General features: G+C 65.7%; 13 protein-coding genes. 3 read left to right on the top strand and 10 right to left on the bottom strand.

From position 1 onward, the window contains the following. Positions 1–20: 20 nt before the first annotated feature. From JNO53_RS10770 to JNO53_RS10740, 7 genes are all read right to left on the bottom strand, one after another. A complete protein-coding gene (locus tag JNO53_RS10770; RefSeq protein ID WP_203110797.1) occupies positions 21–641 on the bottom strand; it encodes an SCO family protein in 621 nt (206 codons plus the stop codon). Continuing rightward, complete coding sequence (locus JNO53_RS10765; protein WP_203110795.1) at positions 634–1,194, bottom strand: copper chaperone PCu(A)C; 561 nt, start codon at positions 1,192–1,194, stop codon at positions 634–636. The genes JNO53_RS10770 and JNO53_RS10765 overlap by 8 nt, the downstream gene beginning before the upstream one ends. Positions 1,195–1,265: 71 nt before the next feature. Next, entirely contained in the window at positions 1,266–1,679 is a 414-nt protein-coding gene (locus JNO53_RS10760) for a DUF2946 family protein (RefSeq protein ID WP_203110793.1), read from the bottom strand. A 34-nt stretch (positions 1,680–1,713) separates the two neighbouring features. Continuing rightward, positions 1,714–2,514: a TSUP family transporter gene (locus JNO53_RS10755; protein ID WP_203110791.1), complete on the bottom strand. Its 801-nt coding sequence runs from the start codon at positions 2,512–2,514 to the stop codon at positions 1,714–1,716. Between the two features lie 110 nt (positions 2,515–2,624). Further along, a complete protein-coding gene (locus tag JNO53_RS10750) occupies positions 2,625–4,091 on the bottom strand; it encodes an efflux transporter outer membrane subunit (protein ID WP_203110784.1) in 1,467 nt (488 codons plus the stop codon). Beyond that, positions 4,088–7,330 carry an efflux RND transporter permease subunit gene (locus tag JNO53_RS10745; RefSeq protein ID WP_203110782.1) on the bottom strand — a complete coding sequence of 1,081 codons (3,243 nt, stop codon included), beginning with the start codon at positions 7,328–7,330 and terminating at the stop codon, positions 4,088–4,090. The genes JNO53_RS10750 and JNO53_RS10745 overlap by 4 nt, the downstream gene beginning before the upstream one ends. A 3-nt stretch (positions 7,331–7,333) precedes the next feature. Beyond that, complete coding sequence (locus JNO53_RS10740; RefSeq protein ID WP_338015340.1) at positions 7,334–8,428, bottom strand: efflux RND transporter periplasmic adaptor subunit; 1,095 nt, start codon at positions 8,426–8,428, stop codon at positions 7,334–7,336. Between the two features lie 182 nt (positions 8,429–8,610). On the opposite strand from JNO53_RS10740, the gene JNO53_RS10735 reads away from it, so the two are divergent. Then, on the top strand, positions 8,611–9,222 hold the full coding sequence (locus tag JNO53_RS10735) for a TetR/AcrR family transcriptional regulator (RefSeq protein ID WP_203110778.1): 612 nt from the start codon (positions 8,611–8,613) through the stop codon (positions 9,220–9,222). A gap of 43 nt (positions 9,223–9,265) precedes the next feature. On the opposite strand, the gene JNO53_RS10730 is transcribed toward JNO53_RS10735, so the two are convergent. The 3 genes from JNO53_RS10730 to bglX form a co-directional block, all read right to left on the bottom strand. Next, positions 9,266–10,555 carry a sugar MFS transporter gene (locus JNO53_RS10730; protein ID WP_203110776.1) on the bottom strand — a complete coding sequence of 430 codons (1,290 nt, stop codon included), beginning with the start codon at positions 10,553–10,555 and terminating at the stop codon, positions 9,266–9,268. A 146-nt stretch (positions 10,556–10,701) separates the two neighbouring features. Next, positions 10,702–12,381: a sulfatase family protein gene (locus tag JNO53_RS10725; protein ID WP_203110774.1), complete on the bottom strand. Its 1,680-nt coding sequence runs from the start codon at positions 12,379–12,381 to the stop codon at positions 10,702–10,704. A 5-nt stretch (positions 12,382–12,386) separates the two neighbouring features. Further along, positions 12,387–14,711 carry a beta-glucosidase BglX gene (gene bglX, locus JNO53_RS10720; RefSeq protein ID WP_203110772.1) on the bottom strand — a complete coding sequence of 775 codons (2,325 nt, stop codon included), beginning with the start codon at positions 14,709–14,711 and terminating at the stop codon, positions 12,387–12,389. A 211-nt stretch (positions 14,712–14,922) separates the two neighbouring features. On the opposite strand from bglX, the gene JNO53_RS10715 reads away from it, so the two are divergent. Both JNO53_RS10715 and JNO53_RS10710 read left to right on the top strand, forming a co-directional pair. Further along, complete coding sequence (locus JNO53_RS10715; RefSeq protein WP_203110770.1) at positions 14,923–17,973, top strand: TonB-dependent receptor; 3,051 nt, start codon at positions 14,923–14,925, stop codon at positions 17,971–17,973. A gap of 79 nt (positions 17,974–18,052) precedes the next feature. Beyond that, a complete protein-coding gene (locus JNO53_RS10710; RefSeq protein WP_203110768.1) occupies positions 18,053–19,561 on the top strand; it encodes a glucoamylase family protein in 1,509 nt (502 codons plus the stop codon). Positions 19,562–19,584: the final 23 nt, after the last annotated feature.

Below are 19,584 nucleotides of genomic sequence, written 5' to 3'. Positions count from 1 at the left end.
GTGTGTCCTCCCGAGGACGTTCAGGCGCTTACGAGCCGTTCGAGTTTCTCGAGCGAGGTCTCGGCGCTTTCGTGATGGTCGATGATCGACTGGAGCCTGCCCTCGCGGTCCATCAGGAACACCGAGGCCGTGTGATCGACGGTGTAGCCGCCGCCTTCCGTCGGTACTTTCTCGTAGAAGGCGTGGTAGGCGCCGACGATCGCGTCGACCTGCTTCCTAGTGCCGGTAAGGCCGATGATCGGGGTGTCGAACAGCGCGACATAGCGGCCGATGTCCTCGGGCGTGTCGGATTCCGGATCGACCGAGACGAACACAATCTCGAACTTGTCACTATCCGCGCCCATCCGCTTGCGCAGCTGCGCCAGCCGGGCGAGAGTGGTCGGACAGACGTCGGGGCAGCGGGTGAAGCCGAAGAACAAGGCGAACGGCCTGCCGGCCAGCGTCTGGTCGGTGACGACGGAGCCGTCGGGCGCGGTGAGCGCGAACGAGCCGCCTACTGCGTCGGCATAGGCTGCCGCTTCGGGCGGCTCTTCGCTTCGATTCAGGAGGGCGTAGAGCCCCGCGCCCGCCGCCAGCAGGACGAGGAGCCAGAGGATAGTGCGCAGGGCTTTGAGACGGCTTGCTGGTGCGGGATCAGTCATGGTGCGCCTCCTCGGGTCCCGCGGCGCCGATGGGCTGGACCGCAAGGTTCACTTCGACGCGGCCCGCATTCTCGAACTCGAGCGTCAGCGGCACTGCCTCGCCCCGGTCGAGCGGCTGCTGCAGGTCCATCAGCATGATGTGATAGCCGCCCGGCTTCAGCGTCACCGTCCCGCCTGCGGGGATTTCCAGACCTTCCGTGAGCTGACGCATGCGCATGACGCCCCCAGTCATGTCCACCATGTGGATCTGGACGTCGTCCGCAATGGGGGCCGTGCCGCCGATCAGGCGGTCGGGGGCGCTGCCCGGATTGACGATCGTCAGGAAGGCGCCGCCGGCATCCTGGCCGGGCGCGGTCTCGCGCGACCACGCGCGCTCCACGGTGATGCGGCCGGCAGCCGCCTCTGTGGGAGCACCCGTGTTGGACGCTGAGCCGCAAGCGGACAGGGGAAGGGCGAGAACAAGCGCGGCGGCGATGGCTTTCGCCACCCGGCGAGGTCCGGCGGCAACGGCCGCCTTCGGCTGCCTTTGCGGGCAGCGCGGGATAACAGTCATGTTCGATTACTCCGACAGCCCGGCGCGCGGGCGCGCGGCCGGGAGGTTGGCCAAAGGATCAGGTCAGATCGTCAGGCCGCTGCCGGAGGGCCGCGCAGAGGCGGCAGGAGGTAGCGAAAGCGTGCGAGCGGTGCCGCGCGAACCGGCGCGAGGCCGAGCACGAGGATGAATGCGAAAGCTGCGGCGAGCAGGACTGGATCGGCCCCGCCCAGCGCCGCCTGGGAAAGCCCGGTGAAGGCGCAGTGATCGGCCTTGACGGTGTCGCTCGGATGGCCGGCGCCCTTTTCGGCGTTCACTGGTACGGCAAGCGCGATCGTCTCGACCTCGCCCGCGCTTCCGGTGCAGACGGTTACCGTCAGCACCTTGTCGGGCGTGCTCGAGATCATCATGCCGGCGGGGACCGCCGCCTTGATGAAGAACGCCAGCACCAGCAGCACGATCGCCAAACGGTGATGCCTGCGAATCGAGGCGCGCAACTGCGTCATCGGGCGCACGCCATAAGCATCGCGGCCGTGTCTGTCACCGGGGCGGGCGGGCCCACCATTCGAGAATGGCGGCTGTGAGTGGATTGGCCGGGTCGGCGAGCAGTTTCGCGGTCAGCGCCAGGCACATGACGATCAGCAGCGGCCGCACCGCCTTGCCCCCGAAGCGCAGGGCGCTGCGCGCGCCGACGTAACCGCCCGCAATGCTTGCGACTGCCATCGCCAGGCCCGGCACGATCAGAACCTCCCCGGCGGCGAGCAGCACGGCCAGGCTGGCGAGGTTGCTCGCGAAGTTGAGCAGCTTGGTATGGGCGATCGCGTTGACGGTGCCGAGGCCGAACACGGCGATCAGCACGGTCGTCAGGAACGAGCCGGTGCCGGGACCGAAAAAGCCGTCGTAGAACCCGATCACCAGCGCCACGGCGAGCAGCAGGATCGGCCGCGCGCGCCCGTGCCGGTCCTCGTCGCTCAGGCTGGGCTTGAGCGAGTAGTAGATGGCCATGGCGATCAGAAGCACCGGGATGAGGCCGGAGAGAAACTCCGGATCGATGCGCGTCAGCACGAAGGCCCCGCCGACCGAGCCGACGAAGGCAGCGATCGCCGGGCCGCCGAACCGCTTCAGATCGATGCGGCCCTTCCGCGCGAAGGTGATGACGGCGGTGGCTACGCCGAACGTGCTTTGCAGCTTGTTCGTCCCCAGCGCCGCCGCGGGCGATGCTCCGGCCGCGAGAAGCGCGGGAAGCGTCAGCAGTCCGCCGCCGCCGGCCATGGCATCGATTGCCCCGGCCACGAAGGCGACCGCCATCAGGAAGGCGACGAGTTCGAAAGTGAGCTCCATCCGCCGGCCCATAGGCTTGCTGCCGGAGAGGGCAATGGCCCTATGTTACCGGCGGCGGATTTCGGATGGGAGCGACTGCGCGCGCCGGGCCCGCTCGCGGCGGAAAGGCGTTAGTCCTCCACCGGTGCCTGCGCGGCGCGGCCGTCCTGCTCGAACCCGCCGCCGAGCGCGACGAACAGCGTGGCGCGGTTCTGCAGCCAGGCCCGGCGCGTGGCGAGAAGCTGCTGCTGCGCGCTGAACAGGTTACGCTCGGCATCCAGAACTTCGAGGTAGTCGGCGACGCCCTCCCGATAGCGCAGGCGGGCGATGCGAGCGATCCTCTCCTGCGCCGCGAGCGCCCGTTCGAGCGTCTCGACCTGCTCGGCGAGATAGCGCCGGCCCGCGAGCGCGTCGGCCACTTCGCGGAAGGCGGTCTGAACCGTGCGGTCGTAGTTGGCGATCTGCTCCACTTCCAGCGCGCGGGCGAGGTCGAGGTCGGCCTCACGTGCGCCCCAGTCGAAGATCGGCAGGCTGATGGTCGGGCCGAAGCTCCAGCCCAGCCCATCGGAATCGAACAGGCCGCCGAGACTGTCGGAGCTGAAACCCGCGTTGCCGGTGAGCGAGATCGTCGGGAAGAACGCCGCCCGTGCCGCGCCGATGTTGGCGCGTGCGGCGCGGAGTTGCTCTTCCGCGGCAATGATGTCGGGTCGGGCGAGCAGGAGGTCCGACGGCAGCCCCGCAGCAAGTCGCCGTTCGTCGGCCTGTGCGGCAAGGGTCAGACCCTGCGGCAGGCCCTGGGGCACCGTTCCGCCGACCAGTACCGCAAGCTGGTTGCGGAGCTGTGCGAGCGCGAGCCGCTCGGCGGCGAGCTGCTGCTCGGCTTGCGTCAGCAGCGTTTCCGCCTGCCGGTAGGGCAGGGCGGAGGTCACGCCGGAGTCGAGCCGGAGGCGCGCGATCCGCAGGCCTTCGCGGCGGGATTGCGCCGTCGCCTCCGCCAGCGCGACTTGTTCTTCGGTCTCGACGATCTCGAAGTAGGTGTTGGCGGTATCGGCGATCAGCGAGAGATAGAACGCGCGTTGAGCGGCGATGGTCGAGAGGTACTCGGCTCGCGCCGCTTCACTCAGGTTCGCGATACGGCCCCAGAAATCGAGTTCGAAGGCGCTGATGCCGACGCCGACCTGGAAGCGGTTGTACGTCACCGACCCGGGCGCATCGCTGCCCCCTTCGCCGCCGCCCCCGCCGAGCGCGGGATTGCCGGCGAGCGACTGGCGCGTGCGCGTACCGCTGGCATCGGCGACCACCGTGGGCAGCCTGCGGCTGTCCTGGATGCGGTAGCGGGCGCGTGCCTGCTCGATCCGTGCGGTCGCGGCGACGAGGTCGCGGTTGTTCTCCAGTGCACTTGCGATCAGCCCCTCGAGCCGCGGATCGAGGAACCAGTCGCGGTACGAAAGCTGCGAGGCGACGACCGTTCCGTCGGGCCGCAGCTCGCCGTCGTAGGCGGGGGCGACCGCGAGCTCGGGTCGGGTGTGCTCGGGCGCGAAGTTGGCGCAGCCCGCAAGCGCGGTCGAGAGCGCGGCGAGGGCGATCAGACGTTTCATCGTGCGGGCTCCTGCCCGGTCGGCGGGACCGGCGATTCCTCGAGATGACCGGCGGCCACCGGCTGCTTGCGGCTGATGTTCCGCCTGACGAGCAGGTAGAGCATCGGGATCAGGAAGATGCCGAACACGGTCGCGGCGATCATGCCGCCCATCACGCCCGTACCCACCGCAGCGCGGCTTGCCGCGCCCGCGCCGCTCGCGAGCACCAGCGGCACCATGCCCATGGTGAAGGCGAGCGAGGTCATGATGATCGGACGCAGGCGCAGGCGCGCGGCCGCCTTCACAGCATCGATGCGCCGCTTGCCGAGCTCTTCCTCCTCGATCGCGAACTCGACGATCAGGATCGCGTTCTTCGCGGCAAGGCCGATGATGGTGATCAGCCCGACGTTGAAATAGACGTCGGCCGAAAACCCGCGCAGCATCGTGAACAGGACGGCGCCGAGCACGCCGGTCGGCACGATCAGCAGCACGGCCAGCGGCACCGCCCAGCTCTCGTAGAGCGCGGCGAGCACCAGGAAGACGACCACGACCGAGAGGCCGAGCAGCAGGCCGATCTGGCCTCCCGCCTGCTTCTCTTCGAACGAGATGCCGGTCCATTCGTAACCGATGCCCTGCGGAAGCTGGCTGGCGAGCCGCTCCATCTCCTCGAGCGCGGCGCCCGAGGATTCGCCCGGCGCCGCCATGCCCGACAGGGTCATGGCCGGATAGCCATTGTAGCGCGAGAGGCTGGCGGGTGCGGCCGACCATTCGACGTCGGCGAAGGCGCTGAAAGGCACGAGCTCGCCCTGCTGATTGGGGATGCGCAGCGACAGCACGTCCTCCGGCTGCATGCGGTACGGTGCGTCGGCCTGAACCAGCACCTGCAGCACGCGCCCGTCGCGGTTGAAGTCGTTCGCGTAGGCGGAGCCGAAGGTGATCGAGAGTGCCGCGTTCACGTCCTGCAGCGAGAGGCCGAGCGCGCGGGCCTGCACCCGGTCGATGTCGACCGCGAGCTGCGGGCTCGGGCCCTGGTCCTCGGGCATGAGGTTGGCGATCAGCGGGCTTTGCGAGGCCATGCCGAGCAGCTGGTCGCGCGCGGCGACCAGAGCTTCACGGCCGAGGCCGCCACGGTCCTGCAGCTTGAGCGTGAACCCGCTCGCCGTGCCGAGCGACTGGATCGCTGGCGGCTGGATGACGAAAGCCGTGGCCCCGTCGATCTGCATGAACTGGCCCATCGCCTGCTGGAGCATCGATTCGGCGCTGCTTTCGTCGGCAGTGCGCTCTTCCCACGGCTTGAACGAGGCGAACATGATCGCGTTGTTCTGGCCCTGGCCGAAGAAGCTGAAGCCGCGCACGACGACCAGGCTTTGGACCTCGTCCTGATCCAGCCAGTACTGGGTGATCGGGTTCAGCGCCTCGTCGGCACGTTCCTGCGTCGCACCCGGGGGCGCCTGCACGGCGGTGATCAGGAAGCCCTGGTCCTCGGTCGGAAGGAAGGCAGTGGGAAGCCGGAAGAACAGCAGTGCGGTGACGGCGGTCAGCGCGAGGAAAACCGCGAAGCCGCGCATCGGCCGCGACAGGATCTTGTCGTTGGCGCGGCCATACTTGCGCGTCATCTCCGCGAACCAGCGGTTGAAGCGGGTGAAGAAGCGGCTGAACCATGCGCGTGCACGGGCAACCCATCCGCGCCAGCCGGGCTGCGCCTGAGCGGCTTCCAGCTCGGCCTGTGCTTCGGCGTCGGGTTCCTCGTCGTGGCCATGCATCGGCTTGAGGAACGTGGCGCACAGCGCCGGCGTCAGCGAAAGCGCGAGGACCGCCGAGAAGAAGATCGAAATGGCCAGCGTGACCGAGAACTGGCGGTAGATTCCGCCGGTCGAACCGGGGAAGAACGCCATCGGTACGAACACCGCGATCAGCACCAGGGTGATACCGATGATCGCGCCGGTGATCTGACCCATGGCCTTGCGGGTGGCCTGCAGCGGCGGCAGACCTTCTTCGCGCATGATGCGCTCGACGTTCTCGATGACGACGATCGCGTCGTCGACCAGGATGCCGATGGCCAGCACCATGCCGAACAGCGAGAGCACGTTGATCGAGAAGCCCAGCAGCCACAATCCAAGGCACGCACCGGCCAGCGCAATCGGAACCACCAGTGTCGGGATCAGCGTCGCGCGCCAGTTCTGCAGGAACAGGAACATGACCAGGAAGACGAGGATCATCGCCTCGACCAGGGTCTTGACCACTTCCTCGATGGAGGCCTCGACGAAGGGCGTGGTGTCGTAGGGGATAGACCATGTCACGTCGCCCGGCAGCGTGGGCGCGATCTGTGCCAACCGCTCCTTGACCCCTTCGGCGGCTTCAAGCGCATTGGCGCCCGTGGCGAGCTGGATCGCCATGCCGGTCATCGGCTGGTCGTTGAGCTCGGTCGAGAAGGCGTATGTCTGCGCGCCAAGCTCCACCCGGGCGACTTCGCCGAGCCTGACCACGGCGGCGCCGGTACTGGCGCGCAGGATGATATCCTCGAACTCCTCGACCGTGGTGAAGCGGCCCTCGGTCGAGATGTTGGCGGTGATCTGCTGCCCGTCCGTGAACGGCTGAACGCCGATCGCGCCGCCCGCCGTCTGCGCGTTCTGCTCCTGGATCGCGGCGAGCACGGCGCTCGGCGAAAGGTTATAGGATGCGAGCGCATCGGGATCGAGCCAGATGCGCATCGCGTAGGGCGAGCCGAACAGCATGACGTCGCCCACGCCCGGTACGCGGCGCAGTTCGTCGACCACCTGGTTGGTGGCGATGTTGCCGAGGTCCGTGCTCGACAGTGTGCCGCTCTCCGAAGTGAGCGCGACGATCATCAGGAAGCCGGCGTTGGCCTGGCGTACCGTAATCCCTTGTCGGCGAACTTCCTCGGGCAGACGGGCCTCGACAGTGCTCAGCCGGTTCTGAACCTCGGTCTGGGCGATATCGATATCGGTGCCGGCCTCGAAGGTCAGCGTGATGCTTGCCGTGCCGTTCGACTGGCTCGACGAGGACATGTACAGGAAGCCCTCGACGCCGTTGAGCTGCTGCTCGATCACCTGCGTGACGTTGTTCTCCAGCGTCGCAGCGTCGGCGCCGGGATAAGTCACGTTGATGGTCAGCGAGGGCGGCGCAACCTCCGGATACTGCTCGATCGGCAGTGCGCGCAGCGCCATCACTCCGGCGAGCAGGATGCCGAGCGCCACGACCCACGCGAAAATGGGCCGGTTGATGAAGAATTGTGCCATGGCTTAGCGCGCCTCGCCGGCGGTCGCCGCCTTGTTGCCGGCAGGGGATGCCTCGGCGGCAGGGGCCTTGCGGCCGGTCGGCGTCTCGACGCGAGTCACCGGCGCGCCCGGACGTATCTTCTGCAGGTTGCTGATGATCACCACGTCGCCGGCCTTGAGGCCGCTTTCGACGATCCAGCGCCCGTCGACCATCGCACCGAGTTTAACCGGCCGCAGCGCAGCCTGGCCCTCCTCGTCGATAACGAAGACCGATCCGCCATCTTCGCCGAGCGTCACCGCGCGCTGCGGTACGGCGATGCCCTGGCTGACCTGGCCCGCGAAGATCTGCGCGCGGACGAACTCACCCGGGAGCAGCAGGCCCGACGGGTTCGCGAATTCCGCACGCAGCTCGACCGTACCCGTCTGCTGGTCGACCGAGAAGCCGCGGAAATCGATATGGCCGGGGACCGGATATTCGGTGCCGTCGCTGAACGTCAGACGAACCTCGACGCGATCGTTTTCATCGAGCTCGATCTCGCCCGCCGCGACCGCGCGGCGCAGCGCGAGGACCTCGCTCGCCGATTGGGCGAAGCTGACGTAGACCGGCGAAATCTGCTCGATCCGCGTCATCAGCGTGCCTTCGGGCTGACTGACCAGCGCACCTTCGGTCACCTGCGCGCGGCCGGCGCGACCGGCGATCGGCGCGCGTACGGTGGTGTAGCCGAGCTGGAGCGAAGCGGCCTCGAGCTGCGCGCGGATCTGCGCGACGTTGGCGTCGGCCTCGCGCGAGGCGGCAAGCGCGGCGTCGTATTCCTGACGGCTGATCGCGTCCTCGGCCACCAGCGGACGGTAACGTTCGACCACGGCCTTGGCATTGGCGGCAGTGGCGCGTGCGCGCTCGAGGCTCGCCTGCGTCTGGGCATAGGCGGCGCGCAGCTCGCGCGGGTCGATGCGGAACAGCGGCTGACCGGCGGAGACGTTGGTGCCTTCCTCGTATAGCCGCTCCTGCACGATCCCGGTCACCCGGGCGCGCACTTCGGCCACCCGCACCGGCTCGACCCGGCCCGGCAGTTCGATGACATTGGGGATCGCCTGGTTCGCGACCGTGATGGCCTTCACGGGAACCGCCTGTGGCGCCGGCGGTTGCTCGCTACCGGAACAGGCAGCAAGCAGGAGGCTGGCGAACATACCGGTGAGGATGCGCTTCATCGATGGACTTTCGGGCAGAAATTGTGCAGGTGCGAAGGTGTAATATCCATTACACGATTGTCAGGCAAGCCATTATCGTAGAGCCCCGCATTATGACCGACGAATTCGAATGCGACCGGCTCGATCGCCGCCGGCGTGCGATCACGGACGCAGCGCGCGCCCTGTTCATCGAACAAGGTTTCGAGCGTACGACACTCGGTCAAATTGTCGAGCGGGCGGGCGGTTCCCTCGCCACGATCTACAAGCTGTTCGGCAACAAGGAAGGGCTGCTCGACGCCGTCGTGTTCGAGAAGGCGGCCTCGGGCGAGAACCTGATCCGCGAGATCGCGCAATGCGGGGCGAGCCCTGCCGATACGCTGCGCCGCTTGGCGGCGGTGCTTTACGAGCGTTTCCTCGACCCGGACGACGTCGCGCTCGTCCGCATCGTCATCGCGCGCAGCATCGACGATGCCGACTTTGCGCGCCGCTTCTTCGAAAGTACGGCCATGCACACGCGCCGCGCGCTGGAGCGCACCTTTGCGCAGTGGGAGGCGCAGGGCGTGCGGCTGCGCGGCTCGCCCGACATGCTGGCGGAAGTGTTCCTGGGACTGATGGTCAGCGACATGCAGACCGACGCAATCAGCCACGGCGTGGTCGCCCGCCCGTCTGCCGAGCGGATTGCCGCGCGCATCGAATTCTTCCTGCGGGGTGCAGGCCTCGCGTGACGGGCGCAGCCGCCGGCGGCACGCCGGGGCTGCGCCGCGCGCGTTACGCCGGACGGCGGGCGAAGATTCCGAAGCCGGCGATAATCGCATAGCAGATGGCGGGCAGAATGAGGGCCGCGGCCAGGCTCGTCGCGTCGGCCAGCGCGCCATAGACCGCCGGGATGACTGCGCCGCCGGCGATGGCGACGTTGATGATCCCGGAGCCGTCCGCGGCGCGCGCGCCGAGCTTCTCGCAGGCGAGGGTGAAGATCGTCGGGAACATGATCGAGTTCATCAGTCCGACGGCGAGCAGCGAATAGCCCGAAACGGTGCCCGTCGTGCTCATCGAAATCGCGATCAGCGCGATCGCGCCGCTAGCGAAGGTGGCGAGCAGCAGGCCCGGGTTGATCACGCGCAGCAGCCCCGATCCGATGAAGCGGCCGATCAGTGCCCCCAGCCAGTAAACCGAAATCAGCTTGCCCGCTTCCTGCTCCGGCAGGGCAAGCACGTCGGCCTGCATCAGGTAGTTGACGATGAAACTGCCGATCGCGACTTCCGCGCCGACGTAAAGGAAGATGCACGCCGCGCCGTAGCCGAAGCGCGGGCGCTTCAGCAGCGCCAGACCCTCGGCGAGGCTGGTCTGCTCGTGCCGCTCCCCCTTGAGACGGTTACGGAACAGCCAGACGACGAAAGCGACGACCGCGATGGCCGCAGCGAGGCCGAGATAGCCGTCGACGATCGCCTGTGATTCGGCCTGCCGATAGGCGATGAGCTCCGCGCCCGAGAGCTCGGCCGCGGTCACGGTCGCAAGGCTGCCGAGGATCAGGATCGACCCGAAGTAGGGGAAGATCGTGGTGCCCACCGAGTTGAAACCCTGCGCGAAAGTCAGGCGACTGTGCGCCGTCTTCGCCGGACCGAGCAGGCTGATCAGCGGGTTGGCGACGATCTGCACCAGCACCACGCCTGTCGCGAGTACGAAGTAGGCGACGAGGAAGAAGGCGAACACCGCCGACTGACTCGCCGGAATGAACAGCAGGCAGCCCGCGATCATCGTGACCAGTCCGGCGACCGCGCCGCGCATGTAGCCGATCTTCTTGATCAGCTTGGCGCCCGGAATGCCCACGACGGCGTAGGCGATGAAGAACCAGACCTGCACCAGCGAGGCTTCGAAATAGCTGAGCGTAAACAGCTCCTTCAGCTTCGGGATGATCACGTCGTTGAGCGATGTGATGCCGCCGAAGATGAAGAACAGGCCGAACACGAAGTATTGCAGACCGGGCGCATTCACGTTCTGCCCGTCGCCTTCCAACGGATTCGGATCGGCGCTCGACGAGACTTCCGGTGCGATTGCCATACCTTGCATTCCTCCCAATCGATCGCCGTGCCCGAACCGCCTATGCGGTCATGTAATCAGTTGCACAGCCGATTCTCTTCCATCGCAACTCATCCCCGGAAACCGCACCCCGTCAATTTGCATACGTAGGCGCGTGTTGCCGGCGGTCAGTGGTGATGCAGCCCCGCTGCCGCCTCTGCATCATGTCGGCCCTTCGCGACCGTAGACAACGGGTCGTCGACCGCAGGACCGTCGGTGTCCTCGTACTGCGTGCGCAGGTCCACCAGCTTGCGCTTGAGCCCGGCGATCACGCCCTGCATCGACGGATCGTCGATCCGGTTGTGCATCTCCCCCGGGTCGGTTTCCAGGTCGTAGAACTCCCACGCGTTGATATCGCCGTAGAAGCGCATCAGCTTGTAGCGGTCGGTGCGCACGCCATAGTGCGCGCGGACCGAGTGGAAGCCCGGATATTCGTAGTAGTGGTAGTAGACGTCCTCGCGCCAGTCCGCGGGCGCCTCGCCGTCGTCGACCACTTCGCGCAGCGAGCGTCCCTGGATCGTGTCGCGCATCGGCAACCCGGCGAAGTCGAGGAAGGTCGGGGCGTAATCGACATTCTGCACCGGCGCTTGCACCCGTGTCCCCGGCGCAATGTGGCCCGGGTACTGCATCACCAGCGGCGTGCGCAGCGACTCCTCGTACATGAAGCGCTTGTCGAACCAGCCGTGCTCGCCGAGATAGAACCCCTGATCGGATGTGTAGACGACGATCGTGTTCTCATCGAGCCCTGTCCGTTCCAGCCAGTCGAGCACGCGTCCGACGCTCTCGTCCACGGCGCTGACGGTTGCGAGATACTGATTCATGTAGCGCTGGTACTTCCACAGCGCGAGGTCGCGGCCGTGGAGATCAGCTTCGTTCATGGCATCGTTGTTCGCCTGCAGCCGCGCATCCCACGCGGCGCGCTGCTCAGGCGTCATGCGAGCGAAATCGTCGGGCCAGCGGTCGAAGCGCAGTTCGCTCGATCCCGCCGCCTCGGTCATGTGAAGGTCGTGGCCCTCGTACATGTCCCGGTAGATGTTCATTTCCTGCGCCGCGGCGGCGGGGCGGCCGTCGTAATGGTCGAAGTAATTGGTCGGCACCGGGAATTCGGTGCCCAGGTACTTCTGCAGGTGCCGGATAGCGGGCATGAAGTTGCGGTGCGGCGCCTTGTGGTGGATCAGGATCGCGAACGGCTTGTCGGGATCGCGCTCCTCCTCCAGCCACTCGAGGCTGTAATCGGTGACGAGGTCGGTCGCATAACCCTCGACCACGCTGCGCCCGTCGGGCGTGATGATGTCGGGGTTGTAGTACTTGCCCTGATCGTCGAGCACCTTCCAGGTGCCGAAGCCTGCGCCTTCGGGCGAATAGTTGAGGTGCCACTTGCCGAACAGCGCGGTCTGATACCCCTGCTGGCCCAGCGCCCGCGGCCAGTTCCACATCGAGTTGTCGAACTTCTGACCGTTCTTGGTGAAGCCGTGCATGTGGCTGAACCGGCCGGTCAGCATGGTTGCGCGGCTCGGGCCGCACAGCGAGTTCGTGACGTAGCTGTTGAGGAAGATCGCGCCGTTCTGCGCAATTCGGTCGATGTTCGGGGTCGGCGCCAACCGGCCGATCTCGCCGCCATAGGCGGATACCGCCTGATAGGCGTGATCGTCCGACATGATGAACACGATGTTCGGCCTCTGCCGTTCGTCCTGCGGCGTCGCCGAAGGTGCCGCCGCATGGCGCGGGGCATCCTCGGGCAGTGTGGTGCAGGCGGGCAGCGCCAGCGTGCAGAGCGCGGCGGCGAGAGCGATCCGGGATCGACCCATCGTTCCTACTCCGTGATCGTGAAGGTGACCGGCGTGCTCGCCTTCGCTCCGGAGGAAGGCGCGATCCAGAGCTGGAACTCGCCCGGCTCCCACCCGTGGCTCATGTCGGCACGGGTGAAGGCGAGATCCTCGGGCCGCAGCGTGAAGCTGACCGTGCGCGCCTCGCCCGGCTGGAGCATGATCTTCTCGAAGCCCTCGAGCTCCTGCACCGGCCGCGTCACTGAACCTACGAGGTCGCGGACATAGAGCTGCACGACTTCCTCACCGGCGCGGCTGCCCGTGTTGGTGATCGTTGCGCTAGCGGTGATCGACCCGTCCGGCCCCATCGAGGCGGCCGAGAGCGTGACCGGCGAGTAGCCGAACGTCGTGTAGCTGAGGCCGTAACCGAAGCGATAGAGAGGGTCGTTGGGCGTGTTGAGATAGCGCGAGACGTACTTCGCGTCCGGTGCGCCGAGTTCGATCGGGCGGCCGGTGTTCTTCATGTCGTAGTGGATCGGCGACTGGCCGACCGTGCGGGGGAAAGTCACCGGCAGCTTGCCCGAAGGGTTATAGTCGCCGAACAGTACGTCAGCGACCGCATGGCCGCCCTGCGTGCCCGGATACCAGGCGTGCAGGATCGCCGGCACGTTTTCGTCCGCCCAGGTGATCGTGTTTGGCCGCCCGCTCAGCACGACCAGCACCACCGGCTTGCCGGTCGCGACCAGCTTCTCGAGCAGGGCCCGCTGGTTGCCGGGCAGGTCGAGCGAGGTGCGGCTGGCGGCCTCGCCGGTCATGTCCCATCGCTCGCCCATGGCGGCGATTATGACATCGGACTTCTCGGCCAGTGCGAGGGCTTCGGCGAAACCATCGGTCTTGCCTTCGTCCTCGAAGGCATAGCTCGCGCCCTTGGCGTACTCGACGGTCACGCCGTCGCCTGCGCGCGCCTGCAGCCCTTCGAGGATGGTGACCGGACGGGTCTGGCGGTCGCCTGCCGCCGACCAACTGCCGATCATGTCGGTCTTGCTGTCGCCGAGGGGGCCGATCAGCGCGATCGACTTCGCTTGCGCGGCGAGGGGCAGGACGCCGCCCTCGTTCTTCAGCAGGACCATGGACTTGCGCGCCACGTCGCGCGCGGCCTCCAGGAACTCGGGTTTGTAGAGCGTGGCTTTCTGCCGCGCCTCATCGGAATAGCGGTAGGGATCCTCGAACAGGCCGAGGCGGTACTTCATTTCCAGGATGCTGCGAACGGCCTGGTCGATACGCGCCATGTCGACACGGCCTTCCTCGACCGATTTGGCGAGGTTCTCCATGTAGACCGCGCCCTGCATGTCCATGTCGACGCCGGCGTTGATCGCCTGTTCGCCGGCCTGGGCAAGGTCCTTGGAATAGCCGTGCGGGACCATCTCGTTGATCGACGTGTAATCGGTTACGACGAAGCCGTCGAAGCCCCACTTGTGGCGCAGGACGTCGGTGAGAAGGTACTTGCTGCCGCTTGCCGGGACGCCGTCGTACTCGTTGAACGAGGTCATGAAGGTCGCGACGCCTTCATCGAGCGCGGCCTTGAACGGCGGCAGATAGACGTCGCGCAGGGTGCGTTCGGAGATGTCGACCGTGTGGTAGTCGCGGCCCGCCTGTGCCGCGCCGTAGGCGGCGAAGTGCTTGGCGGTCGCGAGAATGGTGTCGACCGCGCCGAGATCCTCGCCCTGATAGCCGCGCACGCGCGCCCGCGCGATCGCGCTGCCGAGGAACACGTCCTCGCCCGCACCTTCGGAAATGCGGCCCCAGCGCGCGTCGCGCGCAATGTCGACCATTGGCGAGAACGTCCAGTGGAGGCCCTCGGCGGAGGCTTCCTGCGCGGAAACGCGGGCGGATTTCTCGATCGCCTCGAGGTCCCAGCTTGCGGCTTCGCCCAGCGAGATCGGGAAAATCGTGCGATGTCCGTGGATTACGTCATAGCCGAACAGCAGGGGGATCCCCAGCCGCGTCCCCTCGACCGCCATCTGCTGCAGCTCGCGCGTGTACTTGGCGGTGTAGGCGTTGAAGATCGAGCCGACGCGGCCGGCCGCGATGTCCTGCTTGTAGCCTTCGCGCATCGTGGGGCCGGTCGACTCCCAGTCGCTCGTCAGCAAGGTGAGCTGTCCGACTTTCTCCTGCAGCGTCATCTTCGCGATGAGTTCGTCGAGGAACGCATCCATCGCGGGATCGGGGCGCGCCCATTCGGGCTCGGCCTGTGTGATCGGCACGGCGGTTGTGGACGCGGTCGGGGCGGCCGGCTGAGCCTGCGCCGTTGCGCACCCGGCGAGCGCCATCGCAGCGGCGCCGGCGAGCAGGAATCGGGCTGTCTTGATCATCTCTATCTCCCCGCACCCGTCCGCCTTTTTAACCGCGGAAGGGTCTGAACGAATACCGGAATCGGTGTGTGGGGGAGGCTATACAGGCGATATGAAACCGGTTACAAGACCCTTCATGTTTTGATTCGGCAGCGCCCCGCCGAGGGGTTCGGCCGTGTGTGAAAGCCTTTCGGATCGCGCTGAGAATGCGGCCGACCACGGGGAGAAATTCATGTCGCATACCCAATCCCACACCGTTCGCGCCAACCCCCGCTTCGCCCGCAAGCTGGCCGCGGCGCTCGCTCTCGGCGTTGCCGGCGGCGCGCTGTCGCTCGCCATGGTCGCACCGGCGCATGCGCAGCAGGTGAACGCGTCTTTGCGTGGCACGATCACCGGTGCTGAGGGGGTTAGCCAGGTCGCAGCTATCGAGGTCGACACCGGCATTCGTCGCACCGCCGTGGTCGATGCGGGGGGCGGCTACACTTTTGCCTCGCTGCGGCCCGGCAACTATCGTCTGGAAATCACTACCGCTGACGGAGTGCGAAGCACCGATCAGTTCACGCTGCGCGTCGCGCAAAACGCAGTTTTGGATTTCGACCTGTCCGCGCCCCAGGCCGCACCCACCGCCACGGGTGAAGAGCTTCCCGACGCAGGCGAGGGGGGCGAGATCATTGTCACGGCGAATCGCATCCGCACGATGGAGGGCGGCGAAGTCGGTGTTAACATCACCCAGCGACTGATCGAGCAGCTTCCGCAGAACAACCGCAACTTCCTGGCCTTTGCCGATCTTGCGCCGGGTGTGCAGTTCATCACCGGAGCCAATGGCGACAGCCGGCTGCAGGGTGGCGCGCAAAACAGCAGTACCGTCAACGTCTTCATCGATGGCGTCGGACAGAAGGACTATGTCCTCAAGAACGGTGTCACCGGCCAGGATTCGACCCAGGGCAATCCGTTCCCGCAGCTCGCCATCGGTGAGTATCGCGTGATCAGCTCCAACTACAAGGCCGAGTTCGATCAGGTCAGTTCGGTCGCAATCACGGCCGTGACCAAGTCGGGCACCAACGAATTCGAAGGTCAGGGGTTCGTCGATTTTACGAACCAGGATCTGCGTGACGCGCGGCCGATCGAGATCTTCGGTGATAACCCCGGCAAGGTAGAGAGTCGGGACTTGCAGTTCGGCGGTGCATTGGGCGGTCCGATCATCAAGGACGTACTGCACTTCTTCGCAACTTACGAGGGCAAGCGGCGCGTCGAGCCTCGCGACGCCGTTCCCGGTCTTGATCTGCCCGTCAGCTTCTTTCCCGAAGAATATCAGGGATACTTCGGTGCACGGAATCAAGAGTTCAACGAAGATCTCTACTTCGGAAAATTGACCTTCTCTCCGACCAGCCGAGACATATTCGATGTATCGGTGAAGTTCCGCGACGAGTACGGCGAGCAGTACAATGGAGGTATTGCCGCCTACGATACGCGGAGCATCACGAACGTGCGGGAGTGGCGCGGGCTGGCTCGCTGGGAGCACACCGGTGACAACTTCGTAAATGACTTCAAGGTCGCCTACGAGGACGTGTTCTGGAACCCGCGTCCCTTCACGATCGGAAATACGACTCTCTTCACTGCGCGAGTGCCTGGAGAAGAGCCGGGCACCACTCGTCGCGGGGACATCCTGCGCTTCGGAGGCGGCAGCAACTTCCAGAACAAGGGGCAGAAGGGCTGGCAGGTCTCCAACGACTTCACCTACACAGGCTTCTCGAACCATACGCTGAAGTTCGGCGTGAAGGCCAAATGGGTTCGTCTCAATTCGGACCAGCGTAACAATCTGAACCCCGTATTCAGCTATCTGGTCACGTACGATCCGACCGACAGTGGCCTGACGTTTAACGACCAGATCCCCTATCGCCTGCAGTTCAGCGCGCCCGTAGGGGATGCCGATCCGCGGATCAGCTCGAAGAACTTCCAGTTCGGCATCTACGCTCAGGATGATTGGGAAGTCACCGATCGTCTGACGCTCAACCTCGGCGTGCGTTGGGATTATGAGCGTACGCCGGCGTTCCTGGATTACGTTCACGACCCTGAACAGGTCGCCGCCGTGTCTCCGGAGAACTATCCGAACCTGAACAACGCGAACTACGACATCAACGACTACATCTCGACCGGTAATGAACGGAAGGCATTCACCGGCGCATTCCAGCCGCGGCTCGGGTTTTCTTATGAGCTCGATGACGAAAGTCGCTTCGTGCTCTTCGGCGGCTATGGCCGTTCGTATGACCGTACGCAGTTCGACTTCATTCAGCAGGAGCTGGCACAGGGCCTCTTCGCCGGCAGGACTTTCCAGTTCATCGGTGCCGATGCGGATTCGCCGTGCACGCCAGGCGTTACCTGTATCGCGTGGGATCCGATCTATTTGACCGAGGAGGGGCGTCAGCAGCTCATCGATAGTGTACCAGTTGGCACGGGGCGCGAACTGCGCTTCATCAAGAATGATCTGAAGGTTCCGTACTCCGACCAGTTCAGTCTTGGCTTGCGTGGACGGTTCAACCTGCTCGACCTCGAAGTGGGCTACACACGCGTCAATAGCCATGACGGCTTCGTATATCTGCTTGGCAACCGTCGTCCGGATGGCAGCTTCTTCCCGCCCAGTGGCAATCCTTCATCGCCATGGGGCTTCGCGCCCTCCCCCTTCGGTAACCTCATCATTGGCGATAATGGCCTCGAGACGCGCGCAAACACCGGTTATCTGAAGCTGACCAAGCGCTACACCGAGACGTCCCGCTGGAGCCTTGACGCGACCTACACTTATACGGACGCCGAGGAGAACCGGTCGTTCGGCGAGGTCTTCGCGCTCGATTTCCCGTCGATCGAAGACTACCCCTTCGTGCATTCGGCGGGCGTACGTACGCACCGCTTGGTCATGGCCGGGACCGTTGATCTTCCGATGGACATGGTGCTGGCGGGCAAGTTCCAGATCTCCTCACCGAAGTGGCAGACGAGCTTCGTGTCGGTTGAGGGAGATCCATTGTCGCGTGACGTGATCGCCGTGGAGACCGAAGGAAACGGTGATCGTTGGGGCTATCGTCAGATGGATCTCGCGCTCACTAAGTATCTCAATCTGCCGTTTGTCACCGACGATACCAGAATCTGGGTTCGAGCCGACGTGATCAACTTGTTCAACGATCGAAATTATAACAGCTTCAATGCCGAGACGGGTGAGCGGAATCTTGGCAGTTTCGGCACAGACGGGCCGCCCCGCACGATCAAGTTCTCTGCCGGCTTCTCGTTCTGATCGTCGACACTGTTCGGGCGCTCGGTCATTCCCCTCCTCCTCCCTTGACCGGGCGTCCATCCTACTCTTGGGAGTTATGATGTCCTTCCGTTTCGGGTCGCTTGCGCTGCCGCTTCTGGCGTTGGCAGCGTGCACTTCTACCGCCACCCCGCCTCCTCCTGCGGCGGCGGGCGGGAATTCCGCTGCGGCGCTGCCTCAGCTCACGCAGGCGGAGTTCGCCGAGCAGCTCTCGCAGCGCACGTTCCAGTATTTCTGGGAGACCACCGACACCGAGCGTTGCCTCGCGCCCGATCGCTGGCCGAGCAACCCGTTCTCCTCGATCGCAGCGACCGGCTTCGCGCTGACGGCCTATGGCATCGGCGCCGAGCGCGGCTATGTCACGCGCGAGGAAGCGGCGCAGCGCACCCGCGACTGCCTGGAATTCTACTGGAACGCGCCGCAGGGGCCCGAAGTTTCGGGCAAGGCCGGATACAAGGGCTTCTTCTACCACTTCCTCACCAACGAGGACGGTACGCGCCGCGGCAAGACCGAGCTGTCGACGGTCGATACCTCGCTGCTGCTCGGCGGCGTGCTGTTCGCGCAGAGCTATTTCGACCGCGACACGGCGGTTGAGGCCGAGATCCGCGACCTCGCGGAGGAAATCTATCGCCGCGTCGACTGGACCTTCGTGCAGCGCGAGAACAGCGAGATTCCCTCTGCCAACGGCGGCAGCGGCAAGGCGATCGTGATGGGCTGGTATCCCGAGCGCGGCGAGGACGGCGACTTCGGGACCCACGACTGGGTCGGCTACAACGAAGGCATGCTGGTCTATATCCTCGCCGCCGGATCACCGACGCATCCGATCGGCAAGGAGGCCTGGGACACCGGCTGGGCGGCGAACCTGGAGAAGGACTGGGGCACTTACTACGGCTACGAGCATCTGCAGTTCGAGCCGATGTTCGGCCACCAGTACAGTCACGTCTGGGTCGACTTCCGCGGCATCCGCGACGAATTCATGCGCGGGAAGGGGATCGACTACTTCGAGAACAGCCGCCGCGCGGCCTTGAGCCAGCGCGCCTATGGCGCCGACAATCCGAACGACTGGATCGGCTATTCGGCCGATATCTGGGGCTGGACGGCATCCGACGGGCCGACCGGCGCTGCGAACGGGCGGGCCGTCAACGGCAAGGCGCGAGAGTTCCTCGGCTATGCCGCGCGCGGCGTCAGCGCGGAGCGGGTGATCGACGACGGCACGATCGTGCCCACCGCGGCCGGCGGCTCGGTGCCGTTCGCGCCGGAGGTGACAATCGATGCGCTGATGAACATGCGCGAGGCATACGGCAGCAAGCTCTACACCAAGTACGGCTTCAAGGACGCGTTCAATCCGAGCTACACCTTCGTCGACGCGGGCAGCCGCAGCGGCACGGTCGATCCGAAGTTCGGCTGGATCGCGCGGGACCATATCGGCATCGATCAGGGTCCGATCCTGGCCATGATGGAAAACCACCGCAGCGGCCTGGTGTGGCGCACGATGCGCAAGAACCCGCACATCCGCCGGGGGCTCGAGCGCCTCGGTTTCACCGGCGGCTGGTTGGACGAGGGCAAGTAGGCCGTTCGGCGGCTGCCCAACGC

The sequence above is a fragment of the Altererythrobacter sp. C41 genome (genome assembly GCF_016803135.1).
In the GTDB taxonomy this organism is placed as follows: Bacteria; Pseudomonadota; Alphaproteobacteria; order Sphingomonadales; family Sphingomonadaceae; genus Pelagerythrobacter.
This window is presented reverse-complemented; position numbering and strand designations above follow the sequence as displayed.